Here is a 20,782-nt window from a genome sequence, read left to right as displayed (position 1 = left end):
CGGCCCGCTCACCCGCCCCTGTCGCAACGCTCAGATCGGGAAACTCATGAAACAGCGCGCCATGCCGGCCCGAGGCCGCGTCCTGCCGGGCCTCGGCGCACGCCTGCTGAGCGAGCTCACGCGCAGCGGCGCGCCGCCGGCCGACCGCGACGCACAGCCGCCGCAACCGGCGACGACGTCGGGCGATTTCATCGCGCTGTACCGAGACGCGATCGAACGGCTCGAAGCGCAGGTCGCGCGCGGCGACGGCCACCCGCCGATGCGCAAGCGCGAAGTCGACCTGATGTGCCGCTGCCTGCTGAGCTGCGCGACGCTGGCCGACGCGATCCGCTGCGCACGCGAATTCTGCGAGATGCTGACGCCGCGCGCCGGCGCGCTGTCGCTCGCGGTGCGCGACGGGCGCGCGACGTTCCGGATGGATTCGCTGCGCCGCACGCGCAGTCCGGCCGCGTGCCTCGTCGACCTGACCGGGTTGTTCTGCTATCTGCAGCTGTTCGGCTGGCTGATCGGGCAGCCGTTGCGGCCAATCGACGTGTGGCTCGGCCATCCGCGCCGCGACGACGCGATGCCGCTGCTCGGGCTGTTCAATGCGCCGGTCGAGGTCGGCCGCAAAACCTATGGATTCGCATTCGATGCGGCGCGGCTCGAATGCCATGTGATCCGGCAGCCGGCCGAGCTCGACGCATTTCTCGTCGATTTTCCGTTTCGTCTGATCGATGCGGCACCGGCCGTCGTGTCGTGGGCGCAGCAGGTGCGCGGTTTTCTCGATGCCGCGCTCGCGCATGAGCAGGCGTTGCCGGCGCTCGCCGAGCTGGCCGCATGGCTCGGCGTCAGCGAGGCGACGCTGCGGCGGCGGCTGGTAGCCGAAGGAAGCGGTTATCAAGCGCTGCGGGAGCAGTGTCTCGCCGAGGCCGCGCAACGCTGGCTGCGCGAGTCGGACTGGGCGGTCGCGCGGATCGCTGCCCATCTCGGATTCGGCGGCGAGGAAGCGTTCCGCCGCGCGTTCGTCCGGTGGACGGGTATCGCGCCGAGCCGGTTCAGGCGCGATTGCACCGCTGCGTGCCCTCCCGTTTCGTCAGACATGAAACGCAGCGCCGACGCATAAAAGAAAGGATTTCGAAAGTTTTTTGCGCGGTAATGACGTTTTTTCGCATCCCCGCGCGGCCGGACAATTGACGCGCCGGAACGCACGCCATTACCCTTGCGCGCTGATGGTTCCCAGGGATGGGATCAAAAGGGAACGCAGGAGAGGCCCCACCTCGAATCTGCGGCTGCCCCCGCAACTGTGAGCGGCGAATCCGTGCCACTGCATGCCACTGGGAAACCGGGAAGGCCGGCACGAATGACGACCCGCGAGCCAGGAGACCTGCCATCGACCCGAGGTCCAAGCAGCCGCACCGGGCGGGGTGTCCCGGCGCGCTCGGCACCGCCGTTGGCGGTCGCCCGTTGCATGGACGGCCCGACCTCAGGATCCGCCCGATGTCCACTGTTACCGCATCCGCTTCCGCGCCGGAAGCGTCGCGCCGGCACGCCGCCGGCATGCACGGCCCGCCTGCTCGCGCGTGCCGTTCCATCTCGATCGCGCCCGCCGGCATGCGCCGCGCCGATGCCCACAGCGACGGCGCACGGGGCTCGGTCCCGCGATAACCCGATCACCGATAACAAGACCGGCGCTGCCCGCCGCCCGCTCACGATCGACGCATGCGCAGCCCGACAACAACGACAGCCTCATGAAGATTCGACACCTCCTTGCCACGTCCGCCGCGACCGCGCTCCTGTCGCCCCTCGCCCACGCCGCCGGCGACGCCGCGGCGTCGCAACCGGCCCCGGCCGCCGAAGGCACCGACCTGCCGACGATCAACGTGACCGACACGCGGCGGCTGCCCGAGTCGTTCGACCAGCGCTATGCGACGACCCAGGTCCTGACGCGTACCGATCTCGACCGGCTGTCGCCGAGCGACCCTAGCATCACGCAAGCGCTCGCGACGCTGCCCGGCGTGACCGTCTCGCAGAACGGCGGCCCGGGTTCGTCCGCGTCGGTCAGCATCCGCGGCTCGTCGGCAAGCCAGGTTGCCGTGTTCATCGACGGCATCCGGATCGGCTCGTCGACCACCGGCATCGCGCCGTGGTCCGACCTGCCGACCGAAGCATTCGAACGTGTCGAAGTGATTTCGGGGCCGGCCGCCGCGTCGTTCGGCGCCAACGCGATGGGCGGCGTCGTGCAGCTCTTCACGCGCCGCGCCGGCAACCAGCCGAACCAGACCACCGTGTCGTTCGGCGGCGGGTCGAACAAGACGTTCGACACGCAGCTCCGCACGTCGGGCACGGTGCCGTCGACCGGGCCGCTCGCCGCGCTCGGCGGGCTCACCTACTCGCTCGGCCTGCACTCGTACAACACGGCCGGCATCGATGCGACGCGGCCGTTCGCGTACGGTCATGAGGACGGCCGCAACCCGTACCACGCGCAGGATCTCGACGCGCGCCTCGGCTACGCGCGCGACAACTGGTCGATCTCGACGTTCGCGCTGTATCACCGCTCCGATCTGTCCTACGACAACAGCGGCTATGCGAACCGCCAGTTCGATCATCAGCTGACGACCGGTATCGCGTTCCACCTCGATATCACGCCGGACACGCAGTTCGACCAGTCCTTCGGTTATTCGAACGATCGCCAGTTCCTCTATGCAAGCGATCCGACCATCCCGACCGACCAGATCAATTCGCAACGCATCAGCACGTCGACGTCGTTGACGCATCAGGAGCGCGGATTCCATCTGTTCGGGCTGCCGCTGTCGGGCGAGACCAAGCTCGCGTACGACTTCACGCGCGAGCAGGCGTTCCTGCCGGTCGACGCTCCGAACGGCGTGCCGACGCGCAACGATTCCGCGTTCTCGCTGCACCAGTCCGCGACGCTTGGCAGCGTGACGATGTTCCTCGCGGGGCGTCATGAAATCATCGCCGGGCAGTCGGTGAATACGGGTAACGCGGCGCTGTCCTGGGCGATCACGCCGGTGTACACGGCCCGCGTGTCGTACGGCAATGCGTTCCGGCTGCCGACGTTCAACGATCTGTATTACCCCGGCTACGGCAATCCGAATCTCAGCCCGGAACGCAACACGTCGGTCGAGGCTGCGGTCGATGCGAACACGTCGTACGGCACGTTCACGGCGGCGATCTACGACACGCGGGTCACCAACCTGATCGCGTACAACCCGGCGACGTTCTCACCGATGAACATCGGTCGCGCGCATATTCGCGGGATCGACCTGTCGTACAAGGGGACGATCGGCCGCTCGACGCCGGTGAGCGTCGCGGTCGGGATCCTGAATCCGCAGGACGAGACCAACGACTCGTGGCTCAACCGTCGGCCGCGCCAGACGGTCAGCCTCAACATCGACCACACGTGGGACGAACTGCATCTGCATGCGTTGAGCACGGGGGCGTCGCTGCTTTATGGCGGGACGACGTTCGACGATCCGGCGAACTCGACCTATCTGCCGTCGTATCTGACGGTGGGCCTGCGTGCTTCGTATCGGATCAATTCGCACCTGACCGTGTCGGCGACGGTGTCGAATCTGTTCGATCGGCAGTACATGACCGCGTATGGGTACAACACGCTCGGGCGGACGGCGTTCGGGAAGGTGAGTTATACGTTCTGATCGGGGCGGGACGGCCTTGGTGCGACGTGCAGCTTGGCCGCCCGTCGGAAAGCTGTGTCCAGCGCCACCGGACATATGATTGGCTTACAACAGCGTCCGCACCGGCTTCATCAAGTGGTTGGCGCTTGCCCCCTCGCTCCAAATCCCCGATATTCGCCAAGCGCAGCCACGCGATCCGCGTCAACCGATCGCGGGCCATCCATTCCGGCACTGCGTGACCGCCCCACGCTCATCCCCGCTCTTGGGATTATGATGGCCCGATCGGCAGCCACGGAGGCAGCCTGCCCGCGCTTCCCCGATACCTATTCCGTCACGCAACACGCAATCTCGAGCGCGGCGACTGGAGTGAACCATGGATCAAGGCGGAGACTTCATCGTGCGCACCATGTCGGCCGACGAGGTAGCCATGTCGGTCGAATGGGCGGCTGCAGAAGGCTGGAACCCCGGCCTGCACGATCCATCCTGTTTCAGGAATGCGGACCCGGCCGGGTTCTTCGTCGGCGTCTGGCGCGGCGAGCCGGTCGCGTGCCTCGCGGCTGTCGCCTACGACGAACGCTTTGGCTTCATCGGTCTCTACATCGTGAAACCCGGGTTCCGCGGCCAAGGCTTTGGCATCCGAATCTGGCAACACGGCATGCGGTACCTCGGCGTCCGCAACATCGGGCTCGATGGTGTCCTGGCCCAGCAGGCAAACTACCGGAAGTCCGGATTCGAGCTCGCGTACCGCAATATCCGCTACGAGGGGCGTGTGGGCGGCATCGGTTGCGCGCACGTGGTGGCAGCGGCCGACGTCCCGTTCGAGCAGTTGCTCGCCTACGATCGCCAGTGCTTTCCCGCGGCGCGCGAGCGTTTCGTCGCCGCGTGGATCGCGCAGCCGGATGCGGTTGCGCTCGCGACGCTCGACGCCGGCCGTGTCGCCGGATACGGTGTCGTGCGCCGCTGCAAGACCGGCTGCAAGATCGGCCCGCTGTTCGCCGATGACGCGGGCGTGGCCACCGGGTTGTTTCGCGCGCTGGCGGCGCGCATGCCCGGCGAGATCATCGTGCTCGACGTGCCGGAAACGAACCCGGCGGCCGTCGCGCTGGCGGAACGGCACGGCATGACGAGCGTCTTCGAAACCGCGCGAATGTACACGAACGACCCACCGGCGATTGCGCTCGATCGCGTGTTCGGGGTCACGTCGTTCGAGCTGGGGTGATCGTCACGAAAACTGAACCTGTCGAGCGTCAACCCATGAACGGCAAACCACACAAGAACGACATCAGCATCGGCCCGGATCGCTGGATCGAATTCGGCGACCTGACGGGCGAGCAGGCGCAGGCGGTCGCGATCGATCCCTGTCTGGCAGGGATCATGCCGTTGCTCGATGCACTGGAGACGGACTGCGTCGCCGAATGCTGCGGCATCGACGCGTTCGTTTTCTGGCCGGACGAGATCGCGGGTGCGGTGGGCACGCGGGATCGCGCAGCGCTGGTGCAACTCGCTGACGAGCTGCTGACGGTTCAGTGTTCGATCGACGCGTTGCCGTCCGATCTCGTCGTCAGCACCCGAATGAACCAGTATTTTCCGAAAGCGGTCATGCTCGAGTTGCTCGCGCATCTCCTGACGACGGTCGACGCCATCCGGTCGCAACGCGATGCGCGCGATGCGTCAACCTAGATGACACCACGCATGCCCGCGACGACCTGAATTACGCCGAATCCCGCGATGACCGCGGCCGACACGCGCGACAGCCCGTGCATGAACGCGAACGACATCTTCGTGCGCAGCGCGGCGGTCGCGCTGCTCAGGCACAGCCACCACGTCGCGGAACCGATGAACACACCGGCGACCATCAGCGCCACGGCCGATCCCATCGCCCCTTCCCGCCCCCCCGACAGCGGGCCGAGCGCCGCGAAAATCCCGACGAACGACAGGATCGTCATCGGGTTCGACAGCGTCAGGCCGAACGTCGTCACGAAATCGCGCAGGACGGACGTGCGCGGCAGGTCGCGTTGCAGCGTCGACGCGGCCGGCGCCTGACGCGCGATGGTCCACGCCAGCCACACGAGGAACGCGCCGCCGCCGATTTTCAACCCGACGGTCAGCATCGGGAAGGCTGTGACGATACCCGCGATGCCGAGCGCACCGAGCAAGCCGTAGATCGCATCGGCGCAAGCGGCGCCGACGCCTGTTGCGAATCCCGCCTGAAAGCCGCGGCTCAGGCTGCGCTGGATGCACAGCATGCCGATCGGGCCGACCGGCACCGCGATCGACAGCCCCATCACGACGGATTTGATGAACAGCATTGCCTGCTCCTTGCGACATGTAATGTGTTGAACAGGCATCGTAGGGAAAGTCCGGTCATCGCTGAATGCGGTTTTTAAGGAAAAATGGCTACTCCACCTTAAAAAAACCCGCCTCGATGGATGATCTGGACTGGAAGGTAGTGGCGCTGTTGCAGGCCAACGGCCGCATCAGCTACACGGAGCTGGCGCGCCAGGTGCACCTGTCGGTGCCGGCGGTAACGGAACGCGTGAAGCGTCTCGAGGCGGCCGGCGTCGTCGAGGGCTACACGGCCCGGATCAATCCTGCCGCAGCCGGCTATCCGGTCAGCGCGCTGATCGGCATCACGGTGCAGCAACCGGCGAAAGCAAAATTCCTCCGGTTGCTGGAGACGATTCCCGAAGTCGTCGAATGTCACCACGTGACGGGCGCGGACTCGTACATGATGCGGCTCGTCGCGATCAGCATGTCCCATCTCGAGCAACTGATCGAACGCATCAACCTGTACGGCGAAACACGCACGTCGATCGTGATGTCGACGCCGCTGCCCGCGCGCGGTTTGGCGCGGCCGCCGTCGCAGCGCGACATCACGCGCGATTGACGCATCGAAAAGCCCCGTTCGCTTTCAGCGCGATCATCCCGACAAGCAGCTATCGTGCCATTACGATCGGCATCCCTGACGACTTCGTCCAGCCGCCAGGCCGTCGCGCCCCGATGGCCTTCCGGGGCGCGACGCGTGGCCTCCGGCTTCAACCTCACAGCGGCGATCAAGCCTTTCGCCCTAGGTAACGCGTGCGTAACGCGGGCCCTGCGTTACGTAGCATCGCGCAGAAACGCTGTCGCCAACGCCAGCCCCCATGATTCATACTTGCCGCACCACTGGCGCCCCGATTCCCGGAAAGGACAGATGATGAACACCCCGCGTGAGGTGCTGAAAGCCGCCGACATCGCAGCGATGGAACCGGAACATTCGGTCCATCCGTTGAACGGCAATGCTGTCCGCCTGAAGCGATCGCTTGGCGACGCAACCGGGCTGACACAACTCGGCTTCCATCTGATGACCTTGATGCCCGGACACGAATCCACCGAATACCACCGGCATCTCTACGCGGAAGAATGCGTCTATATCCTGTCGGGAACCGGTGAAGCAGTCGTCGATGGCCACACCTATGCGATCGGCCCGGGCGACTTCATGGGATTTCCGCGCGGCGGCAGCGCGCACACAATGCTGAATACCGGCGATCTGCCGCTGGTCTATCTCGTGGCGGGCGACCGTCCGGAACACGACGTGTGCGACTATCCGAAGCTCGGCAAGCGGCTGTACAAGGCGGGCGCCGACAAGGTCTTCGTGGATCTCGGCACGGCTCCTGCGTGACGCACGCATCGCCTGTCACACGATCAGCGTCACCCCGGCCCACGCAATCAGTACGACGCCCAGCGCACGCCCGATACGTTCGCCGCCGGGCAGGATCTTTTCCGCGAACACGATCAACGACAGCGCCGCGATCCACACGACATTCATCACGCCGCCGACGAACAGCAGCGCCATCAACAACCAGCAGCAGCCGACGCAATACAGGCCGTGCCGCACGCCGAGCAGGAAACTGCCCGCGACGCCCGGTCGCCAGTGCGCGACCAGGAACCCGGCCGGCGCCCGGCATTGCCGCAGACACGCGCGTTTCAGCGGCGAGAACTGATAGAGCCCGGCCAGCGCCAGCACGATCGCGGAAAGGACGGCGCTCTTCGACCACAGCATCATTGCGGAGATCAGCCCCGTCGGCTGCAGCATCGCCTGAAGCAACGCCGCGCCGATCGAGAAGGCGAGCCACGCGGCCAGGTAACCGCTCAGCAGCGACACCGACGTGAACGCCGAACCCGCCCCGTCCGCGCCACGTTGCCGCAGCACACGCCGGTACAGCATCACGAGCGGCGCCGCGCTGGGCGTCATCATCGCGATCATCATCACCCACCACATCACGATCACGGTCGGCAGCGACGGATCCATGCTGCCCATGACGTTCGCCAGGCGATGCGGAAAGAGCGCGACGGTCGTCATCTCCAACGCCGACATGCCGGTGCCCGCCCCGCTCCACAGGTAGAACCAGCACAGGCCGACAAGCGTCGCCATGCCGAGCAGCGTGATGACGCGCTCGCGCGCGAGCCAGTGACCGACGGGAATCATGCCGCGACGCGATGCCGGATCAACCCGTGGTTGTTCAGGTGCAGCCGCGCGAACTGTGCATAGGTGCCGTCGAGCGTCAGCGGAATATGGCCTTGCGAGCGCGACGTACCCGAACCGATCTCGGCCAGTTCGTATTCGAAACCGTTCGGCAGGTCGATCCGCGCGCGATGCTCGGCGCCCGTCACCGGATTGCGGATGGGATCGCCCGCGACGTCGAACACGCCGTCGACGTGAATCCGGCCACGCCGCGCGTCGACATCGACGTCGAAATCGATCTTCGTGAAGATCGGATCGAACGCCTGCTCGAGCGTGGACGCAAATACCGAGAACATCGTCGCAAATGGATCGGTATCCTGACCGGTCATGATCTTCAGCACCGCGTCGCGCTGCGCCGGGCTGGCGCGCTCGTCGACGATCGGCTGGCACCGGCCCCCGCCCTCGTGGATCGCCCCCGGCCACTCGAACACGACCGCGATCCGGACGCCGTCGAGCACCACGTCGCCGTAGTGGCCGCTGTCGATCGAAATCGCCCCCATCGCTGCGCAATTGCCGTTGGTCGGCAACGCATTGAACTGACAGGGACAACCGTATGAGCAATTGCAATTGATCAATTCGATGCCCTGAATCTCCCACGGCGTCATGACTCCACCTCGCGCTCGGTGACACGTGAACGCTTCGAATTTAGTGCACGCCAAAGGGGAAATCAAAGCCGCGATTGTGGCCCGAATCGACGCGTGAAAACCGTGTTTTCAGCGCTCATGCAAGACGCTTCGACAGGATTGCGCCGGGCCGCGCCGGCGGGCGGCGGCTCGGCCAAATCTCGCGCGAATCTCACACGACCAGCGACGCGACGATCGCACACCACAACGCACTTGCGCCGCACAGAAACACGCGCCGCGCGACGAACATCCGCGACTCGTCGTCGGGTGTCTTCATCGGCGATGTCGCGAGAAACGGCACACTGACGAGGCATGCGAACCCGGCCAGCGCCGGCAGGATCACGACGTAGTCGCCGAACCGCCACGGCAGCGGCTCGTGCCACCCCCAGTAGCCGAGAAACAGCATGCCCATCGAAAACATCGTCGCGGCGGCCGAACTGAGCGCGACCACCGAACCCGTCGGAAATTGCATGGGAGCCTCCCCGCGCGCAGCGTGCGCGACGCCGGATCATTATCCCGGTACGGAAGGAAAAAGCACAACGACAGCCGATGGCGGCGGATGGGTGGCGAGGCGCGTGCCGGCGTCTGCGCCGACCAGCGCGTCGACGGACCGGAACCCGATCCCGTTGGCCGGTTGCCCCTGCGGCGCGAGGATCCGGGTGCGGCACTGACGATTGCGGCGATGCCGCATGGACGATCGTTGTCACGGATTGACAGCGATCGGTTTTGCGTGAAAGAAGCGCCAGCCTTTCAACCCGGCTTCTTCGCAGCCTGCACAACGGCAATCCAGCCGACCACCGCCGCCGCGACCCAGCAGCACGCGATCATCAGATCGAGATCCATCCAGCCTTCGAAATTCGCGCTGTTTTCGAAACTGCAGCGCTGATGGCCCCTGACCCACACGCAACCACTGATGAACTGCTGGATGTGCATGTAAACGCTGTAGACGGCAAATGCCGACGCAATGACCGTGAGCCGCAAACGAACGTTCTTTTTCATGTGACGCGAATGCCGATGGGAAAGCCTGTGCCGATCTTACGGCAACGGCAACCTGCCCGGCAATCCGTCGCATCCAGACCCGCCCGGATGCCCGCTCACCCGTCGACCCGCCTGATCGTCCTCAGGCAGTCCGCCGCCAGTTGCTGATAGATCCGCGTGCCGTTCGCCTTCGCATCGATCTCCGCGTCGCTCAGCCGCCGCACGACACGCCCCGGCATGCCCGCGAGCAGCACGCCGCGCGGTACGTCGTAGCCGGCCTTCACGAACGCGCACGCGGCGACGATCGTCGTCGCGCCGATCGTCGCGCCGTCCATCACGACCGCGTTCATCCCGATCATCGTGTCGGATTCGAGCGTCGCCCCATGCACGATCGCGCCGTGGCCGATGTGGCTGTTCACGCCGAGCCGGCACGTCTCGCCAATCCCGACGTGCAACACGCAGCCGTCTTGCACGTTGCTGCCGTCTTCGACGACGATCGCGCCGAAGTCGCCGCGCAGGCTCGCATGCGGGCCGATGTAGCAGCGCGCGCCGATCGTCACGTCGCCGATCACGACCGCGCTCGGGTCGAGATACGCGGACGGATCGACGCGCGGCCGCATCCCGTTGAATTCGAACAGCGGCATCGGTCAGAGCGCCGCGACCGCTTCCGGCACCAGTGCAAACAGGTCGCCGACCACACCGTAGTCGGCCACGCTGAAGATCGGCGCCTCCGGATCCTTGTTGATCGCGACGATCACCTTCGAATCCTTCATCCCGGCCAGATGCTGGATTGCCCCCGAGATGCCGACCGCGACGTACAGTTGCGGGGCGACGATCTTGCCGGTCTGGCCGACCTGGTAGTCGTTCGGCACGTAGCCGGCGTCGACCGCTGCGCGCGACGCGCCCAGTGCGGCATGCAGCTTGTCGGCCAGCGGCTCCAGCACCTTCGTATAGTTCTCGCCGCTGCCCAGCCCGCGGCCGCCCGACACGACGATGCTCGCGCTCGTGAGTTCCGGACGGTCAAGCTTCGTCACTTCACGGCTCACGAACTGCGACTTGCCAGCGTCGGCCGCCGCCTCGATCTTCTCGATCGATGCGCTGCCCCCAACGGCTGCCACCGGATCGAAACCCGTCGCGCGCACCGTGATCACCTTGACCGGATCGCTAGACTGCACCGTCGCGATCGCGTTGCCCGCGTAGATCGGGCGCTCGAACGTATCGGCCGACACCACCGCCGTGATCTCGGAGATCTGTGCGACATCCAGCTTCGCGGCAATGCGTGGCGCGATGTTCTTGCCGTAGGCCGTCGCCGGCACAACGATGTGCGAGTAGCGCGTCGCGACGTTCATCACCGTTGCTTCGACGTTTTCGGCCAGACCGTCGGCCAGCTGCGGCGCATCGGCCAGCAGCACCTTCGACACACCCGCGATCCTCGCTGCCGCATCGGCCGCCGCCTGCGCGTCGTGTCCTGCGACGAGCACGTGAACGTCGCCGCCACCCGCTGCATTGAGCGCCTGTGCGGCAGCGACGGCATTCAGCGTTGCCGCCTTGATCGACGCGTTGCCGTGTTCCGCAATCACCAGAATCGTCATGTCCTTGCGCTCCCTGTTACAGCACCTTGGCTTCGGTCTTCAGCTTCCCGACCAACGTCTGCACGTCCGGCACCTTCACGCCGGCCGCGCGCTTCGGCGGCTCGTTCACGTTGAGCACCTTCAGACGCGGCGTCACATCCACGCCGAGCTCGTCGGGCTTCACGATGTCCAGCGGCTTCTTCTTCGCCTTCATGATGTTCGGCAGCGTCACGTAGCGCGGCTCGTTCAGGCGCAGGTCGGTGGTAATGACAGCGGGCAGTTGAAGCGACAGCGTTTCAGCGCCGCCGTCGACTTCACGTGCGACCGTTGCCTTACCGTCGGCCACTATCACCTTCGATGCGAACGTCGCCTGCGGCAAACCCGCCAACGCAGCCAGCATCTGCCCGGTCTGGTTCGAATCGTCGTCGATCGCCTGCTTGCCGAGGATCACCAGTTGCGGCCGCTCCTTGTCGACCAGCGCCTTCAGCACCTTCGCGACACCGAGCGGCTCGACGCCTTCATTCGATTCGATGAGAATCGCGCGATCCGCGCCGATCGCGAGCGCCGTGCGCAGCGTTTCCTGCGCCTGCGCGACGCCGACCGACACGGCCACCACTTCGGTCACGACGCCGGCCTCCTTCAACCGCACGGCTTCCTCCACCGCGATCTCGTCGAACGGGTTCATCGACATCTTCACGTTTGCGATGTCGACGCCCGTCCGGTCGGATTTCACGCCGACCTTCACGTTCGCGTCGACCACGCGTTTCACTGCCACGAGCGCTTTCAACTGCCTGTCTCCTGTTCCGTTGCGTGCGCCGCGTTGCGTCAGCGCGCGGTAAACCCGCCGTCGATCACCAGTTCCGCGCCCGTCACGTAACGGCCTGCCGGCGACACGAGATACAGGATCCCGGCCGCGATGTCGCGCGGACTGCCGATCTTCGCCATCGGCACATTCGTCTGCATGTACTCGAAGGCACGATCGGGATCCTGCCCCATCTGGCGGAACGCTTCCTCGAGCATCGGCGTGCGGATATAGCCGGGATGCACCGAGTTCGCACGAATGTTCTTCGCCGCGTACAGCATCGCGTCGACCTTCGCCATCATCCGTACCGCGGCCTTCGATGCGTGATACGCGGGCACGTCGGGCCCGCCGACGATCCCGTACATCGACGACAGGTTCACGATCGAGCCGCCGCCGGCCGCGTCGAGATGCGGAATCGCCGCGCGCGTGCACAGGAACACGCCGTTGACGTTCACGTCCAGCACGCGCTGCCATTGCGCAAGCGTGAGTTCGTGCGTCGGCACGTTGTGGCCTTCGATGCCCGCGTTGTTCACGAGCACGTCCAGGCGCCCGAAGCGCGTGACGATCTCGCCGAACACGCGCGCCACGTCGGCCTCGTGCGTCACGTCGAGCGACCAGAACACCGCCTGGCCGCCCTGCGCGCGGATTTCCTCGACCAGCGCTTCGGCCGGTTGCGACAGCACGTCGAGAATCGCGACGCTCGCGCCGGCGGCAGCCAGCGTGCGTGCGGTCTCCGCGCCGATGCCGCGCGCGCCGCCGGTGATCGCGGCGACCTTGCCGCGCAGGTCGAACAGGTCTTCGATGAGTTTCATGTCGTCTCCATATATTTGTTCAGACAGGCCGCCTGCATCGAGGCCGGCCGTCAAGGGCATCCGGCGTTATCGCGTATTCCGCGTCGCAAGAAAATCGAGGCATTCCCGATTGAAATAGTCGGCGTGCTCCACCATCACCCAGTGGCCGCACCGGTTCATCAGCACGAAGCGCGCATCGCGGCAGCGTTCGAGGAACTTCAGCGCGCCGCCGACCGGATTGAAGCGGTCGTCCGTGCCCCAGAATCCGAGCACCGGAGTACGCAGGTCACCGAGCGCGTCGGTCAGGTTCGGCACGCTCATCGTCGACAGCACTTCGGTCGGCTGTTCGACGCACACCTTCATCCGCTCGGCGACGAGCGCGTCTGTGACGATCGCCGGATCGTGCACGAGCAGCGTCAGCAGTTCGCGCATCGTGTCGTCATTCATCTGGCGATTCGTGAACAGCTTCACCATCCGCTGGATGCCTTCCATCCGGAAATAGGTGTCGCGATCCTCCACCCCGCCGGGCGCCATCATGATCAGCCCGTCGACTTCGTCCGGGTAGTCGAGTGCGTACTTGAGCGCAATCGCGCCGCCGAGCGAGTTGCCGAGCAGCACGGCCGGCCCGATTCCAAGCGCGTTCAGTTGCGCATGCAGCGCACCGACGAAGAAATCGAGCGTATAGGCAATGTCGGCCGGCTTCGACGACTGCCCGTAACCCGGCAGGTCGACGACGATCGCGCGATAGCCGGCCGCCGCGAACGCGGGCACGTTGTGCTTGAAGTTGCTGAAACCGCTGGCGCCCGGGCCGCTGCCGTGGATGAACACCACGGGCCGGCCTTCGCCCGCCTCGTAGTGGTGCAGGCGCAGGCCGCCCGGCACGTCGGTGAAGATGCCGGCCGGCGGCGTCGTGGGAATCGTCATCGCGGGTTGTCTCCTTCGTCGTTCGATGGATGCCTGCCACGATGATTGCGCCGCCGGCGCCGGCCGGCATCATCCTTTCAGACTACGAAGCCGCGCGCGCTTCTTCCTATCATCGGCCCACCGAAACGGAGGCAACGATGAACGGATTCGACTACAGCGGCAAGACGGTGCTCGTGACGGGCGGCACCAAGGGCATCGGGCGGCGCATCGCCGAACGGTTTCTCGCGGCGGGCGCGCGCGTGTTCGTCTGCGGACGCAGTGCGCCCGACACGCCGCCGTCGGCCAGCGGCCGCACGGCGGCGTTCGTCGCGGCCGATCTGCGCGACATCGAACAGGTCGACGCGATGCTCGCGACGATCCACGATGCGGCAGGCGGCCTCGACGTGCTCGTCAACAACGCGGGCGGCTCGCCGTTCGCGCTCGCGGCCGATGCTTCTCCGCGCTTCACCGAATCGATCGTGCGGTTGAACCTGATCGCGCCGCTTCAACTCGCACAGCGCGTGAACGCAATCATGCAGCCGCAGCCGGCAGGCGGCGTGATGCTGTTCATCGCGAGCGTCAGCGCGTCGCGTCCGTCGCCCGGCACGGCCGCGTATGGCGCCGCGAAAGCGGGCCTCGTCAACGCGGTCACGTCGCTCGCGGTCGAGTGGGCGCCGCGCGTGCGCGTATGCGCGATCAGCCCGAGCCTCGTGCAGACCGAATCGGCCACCGAAGGCCACTACGGCGACGACGACGCGCTCGACGCGATCCGCGCGACGATTCCCGCCGGACGGCTCGCGACACCCGACGACGTCGCGTCTGCGTGCCTGTTTCTCGCATCGCCCGACGCGTCGTACACGTCCGGCGCGAACCTGCGGCTCGACGGCGGCGGCGAGCGGCCTGCGTTCCTGCGGGCGGCGCAAGCGGCCGCGCGTTGATGCGTGCATTCCCGACGGTGCGGTGCGAATCGTTGCCAGTCCTAGGGAAGTCATCTAGTTCATTTTGACGATTCCCTGCTACCGCGATCTCCCTACTCTGCCTCTCACGACAACACACACAGTCGACCGTCGTCGATACCCCCAAGAGGAGACACCATGCATCAACGGATTTCGCGCCGTACCGACAAGCGGGCAACCGCCACGCTGTCGACGCTGGCCGCCGCGTTGCTGACGTGCGCCGTTCCCAGCGCGCACGCCGGCAGCACGATCGAGCTGGGCGCCGACACGACGCTGGACTACACGTTCACGCTCAGTTACGGCCTCGGCATGCGCACCCGCGCACCGAGCGGCAATCTCCTCACGCCGGCGAACATCAACGGCGACGACGGCGACCGCAACTTCGCGAAGAACAAGCTGATCGAGAACCAGGTCAGCCTGCTCGGCGAAGTGAACCTGAAGCACGACGACTGGGGTGTGTTCGTCCGCGCGGATACGTTCTACGACCAGGCCTATCACCGCCCGAACTACAACGATGCGCCGGGCACCGTGAACCACTCGGGCCAGTACAACGACTTCACGAGCGACGCGCGCTACTGGTCGGGCGGCCACACGACGCTGCTCGCCGCGTATGCGTACAACACGTTCCACATCGGCTCGACGAGCCTGAACGTGAAGGTCGGCGACCAGGTCGTCGCGTGGGGCGAAAGCCTGTTCTTCCCGAACATCGCGGGCGCACAGGGGCCGTCCGATGCGACCAAGTCGTACATGGCCGGCGCCGAGGTGAAGGACATCCTGCTGCCCGTGCCGCAGATCTCGACGCAGTGGCAGATCACGCCGAGCTTCAGCCTGCTCGCCTACTACCAGTTCTCGTTCCAGCAGAACCGGCTGACCGCGCCCGGCACGTACTGGAGCTACTCCGACGTCACCGGCCCCGGCGCGCAGTACATCATCGGCCCGGGCGGGATGGTGATTCCGCGCGGCCCCGACGAGAAGCCGAGCGCACGCAACCAGTGGGGGATCGGCGCGCGCTTCCGCGTGCTCGGCGACACCGAGCTCGGCCTGTACCACCTGCACTACAACGACATGAATCCGAGCGTCGTCACGACGTACTTCCCGACGCTCCAGTACCAGCAGACCTATTTCAGCAACATCAAGCTGACCGGCGCGAGCTTCTCGACGCAGGTCGGCCCGGTGAACGTCGCGGGCGAAGTGTCGTATCGGCAAGGCGCGGCGGTGCTCGTCAACACGCCCACCGGCCCGCAGTCGACGCGCGCCAACGTGCTGCAGACCAACCTGTCCGGCATCTACTCGATCGGGCCGAGCTTCCTCGCGAACTCGCAGTCGTTGACCGGCGAACTCACGTACGTGCACGCGGGCAGCATCTCGGCGCTCGACGGCTCGACGACGCTCGCGAATTCGCGCAACGCGCTCGCGATGGAGGTCGCGTGGACGCTCAGCTACAAGAACGTGTTCAACGGCTGGGATCTCGACGTGCCGCTGACCTACGCACACGACCTGACGGGCACGTCGCCGCTGGCCGGCGCGCTCGGCTCGCTGACGGGCCAGGGCGACCACCGCGTGACCGCCGGCGTGACCTTCACGCGCCTGAGCAACCTGCAGCTGTCGCTCGTCTACGCGAAGTTCCTCGGTTCGCCGAATCCCGCCACGCGGCCGCTCGCCGATCGCGACTACGTGCTCGCCACGGCGACCTACCACTTCTGAGCGGCCCGGCCGCTCGTCACCCAGCAAGATGAGGATAGTCATGAAACGCATTCATCTCCCCCTCCTGCGCGCATCGGTGATGGCCGCGTGCGCGGTCGTCGCGACGGCGTCGTTCCCGAAGGTGTCCCCGGATGACCTGAAGGCGCTCGACGGCCCACTGACGCCGATGGGCGCGGTGCGCGCCGCCAGCAAGGACAGCGGCGTGCCCGAATGGTCGGGCAAGTGGCTCGGCACGCCGCCCGACGTGCAGTACAAGCGCGGCGGCCGCTACCCCGATCCGTTCGCGAGCGACAAGCCGGTCGCGACGATCACCGCCGAGAACATGGCGCAATACGCCGAGCACCTGACCGACGGCCAGAAGGCCATGTTCAAGCGCTATCCGGCCACCTTCAAGATCGTCGTCTATCCGAGCCATCGCGATTTCCGCTATACGGATGCCGTCTACAAGGACATCCGCACCTATGCGCCCGACTCGACGATGACGTCCGACGCGAACGGGCTCACCAACGCGCCGCCGCAGGTGCCGTACCCGATCCCGAAGAGCGCCACCGAGCTGCTGTGGAACCAGCGCATGTCGTCGGCGATCGGCACCGAACAGGCCACCTACGACCAGGCGGTCGTCTATTCCGACGGCAACATGGCCTGGGGCAAGGTGCGCTACGACATCTACTCGCCGCGCAACGTCGGCAAGTACGACGTGAAGAGCGACCTGAACAACCGCACCTATGCGCGCGTCGCCACCGACCTGCCGCTGTCCGACCGCGGCTCGCTGATCCTGTCGTTCACCAACTGGGACAAGGCCGGTGCGGACAACGCGTCGCGCACGTGGATGTACAACCCCGGCACGCGGCGCGTGCGGCAGGCGCCTGAATACGGCTACGACCAGCCGATGGGGCCGGGCGGCTTCCGCACCGTCGACGACGATCGTCTCTTCAACGGTTCGGGCGACCGCTACGACTGGAAGATTCTCGGCAAGCGAGAGATCTACGTGCCGTACGACAACTACAAGGCGATGGACACGTCGGTCAAGTACAGCGACCTGCTCGGCAAGGGCCACGAGAATCCGTCCTACATCCGCTACGAACTGCATCGCGTGTGGGTGCTGCAGGCGTCGCTGAAGAACGGCTATCGCCATCAGTATGCGAAGCGGGTGCTGTACCTCGACGAGGATTCGTGGATCACGCTGCTCGCCGACAACTATGACGCGCGCGGCCAGCTCTGGCGTACCAACGTTGCCACGACGCTCTACGCGTTCGATGCGAAGACGTTCTATCCGGGCGTCGTGTTCTACCACGACCTCGTCTCGGGCGCGTACATGGCCGACCGCCTGACGAACGAAGGGCCGATGCCGAAGCTCGACAACAGCCCGCAGTTCACCGAGGCGTACTTCTCGCCGGACGGGATCCGCAGCTCGGGCAACTGACGCACCACACCCGCGCCCCACGCGCCGGAGCCCCGCTCCGGCGCACGACGCCGCCCGCGACGGCGGCCTGTTCCATTCAAGATTCGAGGGCCCTTTCATGTCTTCCCGCCTGCATACGACGCTCGGCGACGAGCTGTACGCCGCGTGGCACGCGCGCGCGCCAGTCGCGCCGCTGTCGAGCCGCCCGCGCCGCCTGTCGCTCGACGACGCCTACCGCATCCAGCAGCGCTTCATCGCACGCCGGGTCGAACACGGCGAGGCTGTGGTCGGCAAGAAGATCGGCGTGACGAGCCAGGCCGTGCAGGACATGCTGAACGTGCGCCAGCCCGATTTCGGCATCCTGCTGTCCGGCATGCACTGCGCGGCCGGCGACGCGATTCCTGCCGATACGCTGATCGCACCGCGCGCCGAAGGCGAGATCGCGTTCATCCTCGCGCGCGACCTGCGCGGCCCCGGCATCGACCGCACCGACGTGATCGCAGCGACGGCCGCCGTCGCGCCCTGCTTCGAGATCGTCGATTCGCGCATCCGCGACTGGGCGATCCGCATCGAGGACACCGTCGCCGACAACGCGTCGTGCGGCGTGTACGTGCTCGGCGACGCGCGCGTCGATCCGCGCACGCTCGATCTCGCTGCGTGCGAGATGACGATCGACAAGAACGGCGAGCCAGTCGCGCAAGGGCGCGGCGATGCGGCGCTCGGCCACCCCGCCGATGCAGTCGCGTGGCTCGCGAACACGCTCGCCGCGTACGACGTGCCGCTGCTCGCCGGCGAGATCGTGTTGTCCGGCTCGCTGGCGAAACTGATTCCGGTCACGGCCGGCGATGCGCTGTCGATGCACATCTCCGGCATCGGCAGCTGCGACGTCCGCTTTATCTGAACAAAAGGAATCCTGATGAAGAAAATCAAATGCGCACTGATCGGGCCCGGCAACATCGGCACCGACCTTTTGTACAAGCTGCGCCGCTCGCCGGTGCTCGAACCCGTGTGGATGGTCGGCGTCGATCCGGCCTCCGACGGTCTCGCGCGAGCGCGCGAGTTCGGCCTGAAAACGACCGACCAAGGTGTCGACGGGCTGCTGCCGCACGTGGCCGCCGACGACATCCGCATCGCGTTCGATGCGACCTCCGCGTACGTGCACCGCGACAACTCCGACAAGCTCACCGCCCTCGGCGTGAAGATGATCGACCTGACGCCCGCCGCGATCGGGCCGTACTGCGTGCCGCCGGTGAACCTCGATGCGCATCTCGACAGCGCGCAGACGAACGTGAACATGGTGACCTGCGGCGGCCAGGCGACGATCCCGATGGTGTACGCGGTATCGCGCGTGCAGCCGGTTGCTTACGGCGAGATCGTCGCGACGGTTTCGTCGCGCTCGGTCGGCCCCGGCACGCGCAAGAACATCGACGAATTCACGCGCACGACGTCCGGCGCGATCGAACAGGTCGGCGGCGCACGCAAGGGCAAGGCGATCATCGTGATCAATCCGGCCGAGCCGCCGCTGATCATGCGCGACACGATCCACTGCCTGACCGACGGCCCGCCCGACGTCGACGCGATCACCGCGTCCGTGCATGCGATGGTCAAGGAAGTGCAGCGCTACGTGCCCGGCTACACGCTGAAGAACGGCCCGGTGTTCGACGGCAATCGCGTGTCGGTCTTCATGGAGGTCGAAGGGCTCGGCGATTACCTGCCGAAGTACGCGGGCAACCTCGACATCATGACCGCCGCCGCGGCCGCCACGGCCGAGCGTTTCGCCGAACAGATGCTGGCCGCGACGGCCGCCACCGCTTGAGTTGAGGAGCCACGCGATGTCACTTGCAGGCAAGAAGATCACCGTCCACGACATGTCGCTGCGCGACGGGATGCACCCGAAGCGCCACCAGATCACGCTCGACCAGATGCGCAACATCGCGCGCGGGCTCGACGCGGCCGGCGTGCCGCTGATCGAGGTCACGCACGGCGACGGGCTCGGCGGTGCGTCGGTCAACTACGGTTTCCCCGCTCATACCGACGAGGCGTACCTGAGCGCCGTGATTCCCGAGCTGAAGCAGGCAAAGGTGTCGGCGCTGCTGCTGCCGGGCATCGGCACCGTCGAGCATCTGCGCATGGCGCACGAACTCGGCGTCGGCACGATCCGCGTCGCGACGCACTGCACCGAGGCCGACGTGTCGGAGCAGCACATCGGCCTCGCGCGTACGCTCGGGCTCGATACCGTCGGCTTTCTGATGATGGCGCACATGTCGTCGCCAGAGCAGCTCGTCGTGCAGGCAAAGCTGATGGAGTCGTACGGCGCGAACTGCATCTACATCACCGATTCGGCCGGCCACATGCTGCCCGACGACGTGACCGCGCGGATCGGCCAGGTGCGCGACGCGCTGAAGCCGGACACGGAACTCGGCTTCCACGGCCATCACAACCTCGCGATGGGTGTCGCGAACTCGGTCGCAGCGGTTGCCGCCGGCGCGAACCGGATCGACGCGGCCGCGGCCGGCCTCGGCGCCGGTGCGGGCAACACGCCGATGGAAGTGTTCGTTGCCGTGTGCGACCGGATGGGGATCGAGACAGGGGTCGACGTGTTCGCGATCTCGGATGTTGCCGAGGATCTCGTGGTGCCGATCATGGACGCGCCGATCCGCCTCGACCGTGATGCGCTGACGCTCGGCTATGCGGGCGTTTACTCGTCGTTTCTGCTGTTCGCGAAGCGCGCGGAAGCGAAGTACGGGATTCCCGCGCGCGACATCCTCGTCGAGCTGGGCCGGCAACGGCTCGTCGGCGGGCAGGAGGACATGATCGAGGACGCGGCGCTGACGATGGTGCGGGCGCGGGAGGTGGCGGCGTAACGGGGGTCCCTGCCCTGCCCCGTCGCGGCATTTATGCGGGACGGGG

The 20,782-nt window shown here is 66.3% G+C and carries 22 protein-coding genes and 1 riboswitch; of the genes, 12 read left to right on the top strand and 10 right to left on the bottom strand.

Annotated features, from left to right (window positions below; genetic code table 11):
- The first annotated feature begins 46 nt into the window (after positions 1 to 46).
- The 4 genes from BDO18943_RS16380 to BDO18943_RS16365 all read left to right on the top strand — a co-directional run bounded on the left by BDO18943_RS16380 (position 47) and on the right by BDO18943_RS16365 (position 5,318).
- On the top strand, positions 47 to 1,105 hold the full coding sequence (locus BDO18943_RS16380) for a helix-turn-helix domain-containing protein (RefSeq protein ID WP_175023317.1): 1,059 nt from the start codon (positions 47 to 49) through the stop codon (positions 1,103 to 1,105).
- A 90-nt stretch (positions 1,106 to 1,195) separates the two neighbouring features.
- Positions 1,196 to 1,388: riboswitch (cobalamin riboswitch) on the top strand.
- Between the two features lie 342 nt (positions 1,389 to 1,730).
- The gene (locus tag BDO18943_RS16375; RefSeq protein WP_175023316.1) at positions 1,731 to 3,659 is read left to right on the top strand and encodes a TonB-dependent receptor domain-containing protein; all 1,929 of its coding nucleotides are present in this window, start codon (positions 1,731 to 1,733) and stop codon (positions 3,657 to 3,659) included.
- Between the two features lie 352 nt (positions 3,660 to 4,011).
- On the top strand, positions 4,012 to 4,857 hold the full coding sequence (locus tag BDO18943_RS16370; protein ID WP_175023315.1) for a GNAT family N-acetyltransferase: 846 nt from the start codon (positions 4,012 to 4,014) through the stop codon (positions 4,855 to 4,857).
- Positions 4,858 to 4,892: 35 nt separating this feature from the next.
- A complete protein-coding gene (locus tag BDO18943_RS16365; protein WP_175023314.1) occupies positions 4,893 to 5,318 on the top strand; it encodes a DUF6331 family protein in 426 nt (141 codons plus the stop codon).
- Here BDO18943_RS16365 and BDO18943_RS16360 read toward each other — a convergent pair.
- Positions 5,315 to 5,947: a LysE family translocator gene (locus BDO18943_RS16360; RefSeq protein WP_175023313.1), complete on the bottom strand. Its 633-nt coding sequence runs from the start codon at positions 5,945 to 5,947 to the stop codon at positions 5,315 to 5,317. The genes BDO18943_RS16365 and BDO18943_RS16360 overlap by 4 nt on opposite strands.
- A gap of 116 nt (positions 5,948 to 6,063) precedes the next feature.
- On the opposite strand from BDO18943_RS16360, the gene BDO18943_RS16355 reads away from it, so the two are divergent.
- Both BDO18943_RS16355 and BDO18943_RS16350 read left to right on the top strand, forming a co-directional pair.
- Positions 6,064 to 6,525, top strand: coding sequence for an Lrp/AsnC family transcriptional regulator (locus BDO18943_RS16355; protein WP_175023312.1), 462 nt, complete (start codon positions 6,064 to 6,066; stop codon positions 6,523 to 6,525).
- A 306-nt stretch (positions 6,526 to 6,831) separates the two neighbouring features.
- Positions 6,832 to 7,299: a cupin domain-containing protein gene (locus BDO18943_RS16350; RefSeq protein WP_374101918.1), complete on the top strand. Its 468-nt coding sequence runs from the start codon at positions 6,832 to 6,834 to the stop codon at positions 7,297 to 7,299.
- A gap of 15 nt (positions 7,300 to 7,314) precedes the next feature.
- Here BDO18943_RS16350 and BDO18943_RS16345 read toward each other — a convergent pair whose 3' ends face one another.
- The 9 genes from BDO18943_RS16345 to BDO18943_RS16305 form a co-directional block, all read right to left on the bottom strand.
- Positions 7,315 to 8,106, bottom strand: coding sequence for a DUF2182 domain-containing protein (locus BDO18943_RS16345; RefSeq protein ID WP_175023311.1), 792 nt, complete (start codon positions 8,104 to 8,106; stop codon positions 7,315 to 7,317).
- Positions 8,103 to 8,747 (bottom strand): DUF1326 domain-containing protein, encoded by a 645-nt coding sequence (locus tag BDO18943_RS16340; RefSeq protein ID WP_043186620.1) that lies wholly within the window; start codon positions 8,745 to 8,747, stop codon positions 8,103 to 8,105. The genes BDO18943_RS16345 and BDO18943_RS16340 overlap by 4 nt, the downstream gene beginning before the upstream one ends.
- Positions 8,748 to 8,937: 190 nt before the next feature.
- Positions 8,938 to 9,237 (bottom strand): hypothetical protein, encoded by a 300-nt coding sequence (locus BDO18943_RS16335; RefSeq protein WP_043186617.1) that lies wholly within the window; start codon positions 9,235 to 9,237, stop codon positions 8,938 to 8,940.
- 278 nt (positions 9,238 to 9,515) lie between these two features.
- Positions 9,516 to 9,764: a hypothetical protein gene (locus BDO18943_RS16330; protein ID WP_043186615.1), complete on the bottom strand. Its 249-nt coding sequence runs from the start codon at positions 9,762 to 9,764 to the stop codon at positions 9,516 to 9,518.
- 95 nt (positions 9,765 to 9,859) lie between these two features.
- Positions 9,860 to 10,387, bottom strand: a complete 528-nt coding sequence (locus tag BDO18943_RS16325; RefSeq protein ID WP_175023309.1) for an acyltransferase — start codon at positions 10,385 to 10,387, stop codon at positions 9,860 to 9,862.
- A gap of 3 nt (positions 10,388 to 10,390) precedes the next feature.
- A complete protein-coding gene (locus tag BDO18943_RS16320; protein WP_175023307.1) occupies positions 10,391 to 11,335 on the bottom strand; it encodes an electron transfer flavoprotein subunit alpha/FixB family protein in 945 nt (314 codons plus the stop codon).
- Between the two features lie 16 nt (positions 11,336 to 11,351).
- Complete coding sequence (locus BDO18943_RS16315) at positions 11,352 to 12,101, bottom strand: electron transfer flavoprotein subunit beta/FixA family protein (protein WP_175023305.1); 750 nt, start codon at positions 12,099 to 12,101, stop codon at positions 11,352 to 11,354.
- A gap of 38 nt (positions 12,102 to 12,139) precedes the next feature.
- Positions 12,140 to 12,928, bottom strand: a complete 789-nt coding sequence (locus BDO18943_RS16310; RefSeq protein ID WP_175023303.1) for an SDR family NAD(P)-dependent oxidoreductase — start codon at positions 12,926 to 12,928, stop codon at positions 12,140 to 12,142.
- A gap of 66 nt (positions 12,929 to 12,994) precedes the next feature.
- Complete coding sequence (locus BDO18943_RS16305) at positions 12,995 to 13,831, bottom strand: alpha/beta fold hydrolase (RefSeq protein WP_175023301.1); 837 nt, start codon at positions 13,829 to 13,831, stop codon at positions 12,995 to 12,997.
- Between the two features lie 137 nt (positions 13,832 to 13,968).
- On the opposite strand from BDO18943_RS16305, the gene BDO18943_RS16300 reads away from it, so the two are divergent.
- The 6 genes from BDO18943_RS16300 (at position 13,969) to dmpG (ending at position 20,736) form a co-directional block, all read left to right on the top strand.
- Positions 13,969 to 14,748, top strand: coding sequence for an SDR family oxidoreductase (locus BDO18943_RS16300; RefSeq protein ID WP_175023299.1), 780 nt, complete (start codon positions 13,969 to 13,971; stop codon positions 14,746 to 14,748).
- Between the two features lie 156 nt (positions 14,749 to 14,904).
- Entirely contained in the window at positions 14,905 to 16,470 is a 1,566-nt protein-coding gene (locus tag BDO18943_RS16295; protein ID WP_175023297.1) for a DUF1302 domain-containing protein, read from the top strand.
- A 40-nt stretch (positions 16,471 to 16,510) separates the two neighbouring features.
- A complete protein-coding gene (locus tag BDO18943_RS16290) occupies positions 16,511 to 17,893 on the top strand; it encodes a DUF1329 domain-containing protein (RefSeq protein ID WP_175023295.1) in 1,383 nt (460 codons plus the stop codon).
- A gap of 97 nt (positions 17,894 to 17,990) precedes the next feature.
- The gene (dmpE, locus tag BDO18943_RS16285) at positions 17,991 to 18,773 is read left to right on the top strand and encodes a 2-oxopent-4-enoate hydratase (protein WP_175023293.1); all 783 of its coding nucleotides are present in this window, start codon (positions 17,991 to 17,993) and stop codon (positions 18,771 to 18,773) included.
- Positions 18,774 to 18,788: 15 nt separating this feature from the next.
- Positions 18,789 to 19,688: an acetaldehyde dehydrogenase (acetylating) gene (locus tag BDO18943_RS16280; RefSeq protein ID WP_043186599.1), complete on the top strand. Its 900-nt coding sequence runs from the start codon at positions 18,789 to 18,791 to the stop codon at positions 19,686 to 19,688.
- 16 nt (positions 19,689 to 19,704) lie between these two features.
- Positions 19,705 to 20,736 carry a 4-hydroxy-2-oxovalerate aldolase gene (dmpG, locus tag BDO18943_RS16275; protein ID WP_059600523.1) on the top strand — a complete coding sequence of 344 codons (1,032 nt, stop codon included), beginning with the start codon at positions 19,705 to 19,707 and terminating at the stop codon, positions 20,734 to 20,736.
- The last annotated feature ends 46 nt before the right edge of the window (positions 20,737 to 20,782 follow it).

Source organism: Burkholderia aenigmatica (genome assembly GCF_902499175.1).
GTDB lineage: Bacteria > Pseudomonadota > Gammaproteobacteria > Burkholderiales > Burkholderiaceae > Burkholderia > Burkholderia aenigmatica.
This window is presented reverse-complemented; position numbering and strand designations above follow the sequence as displayed.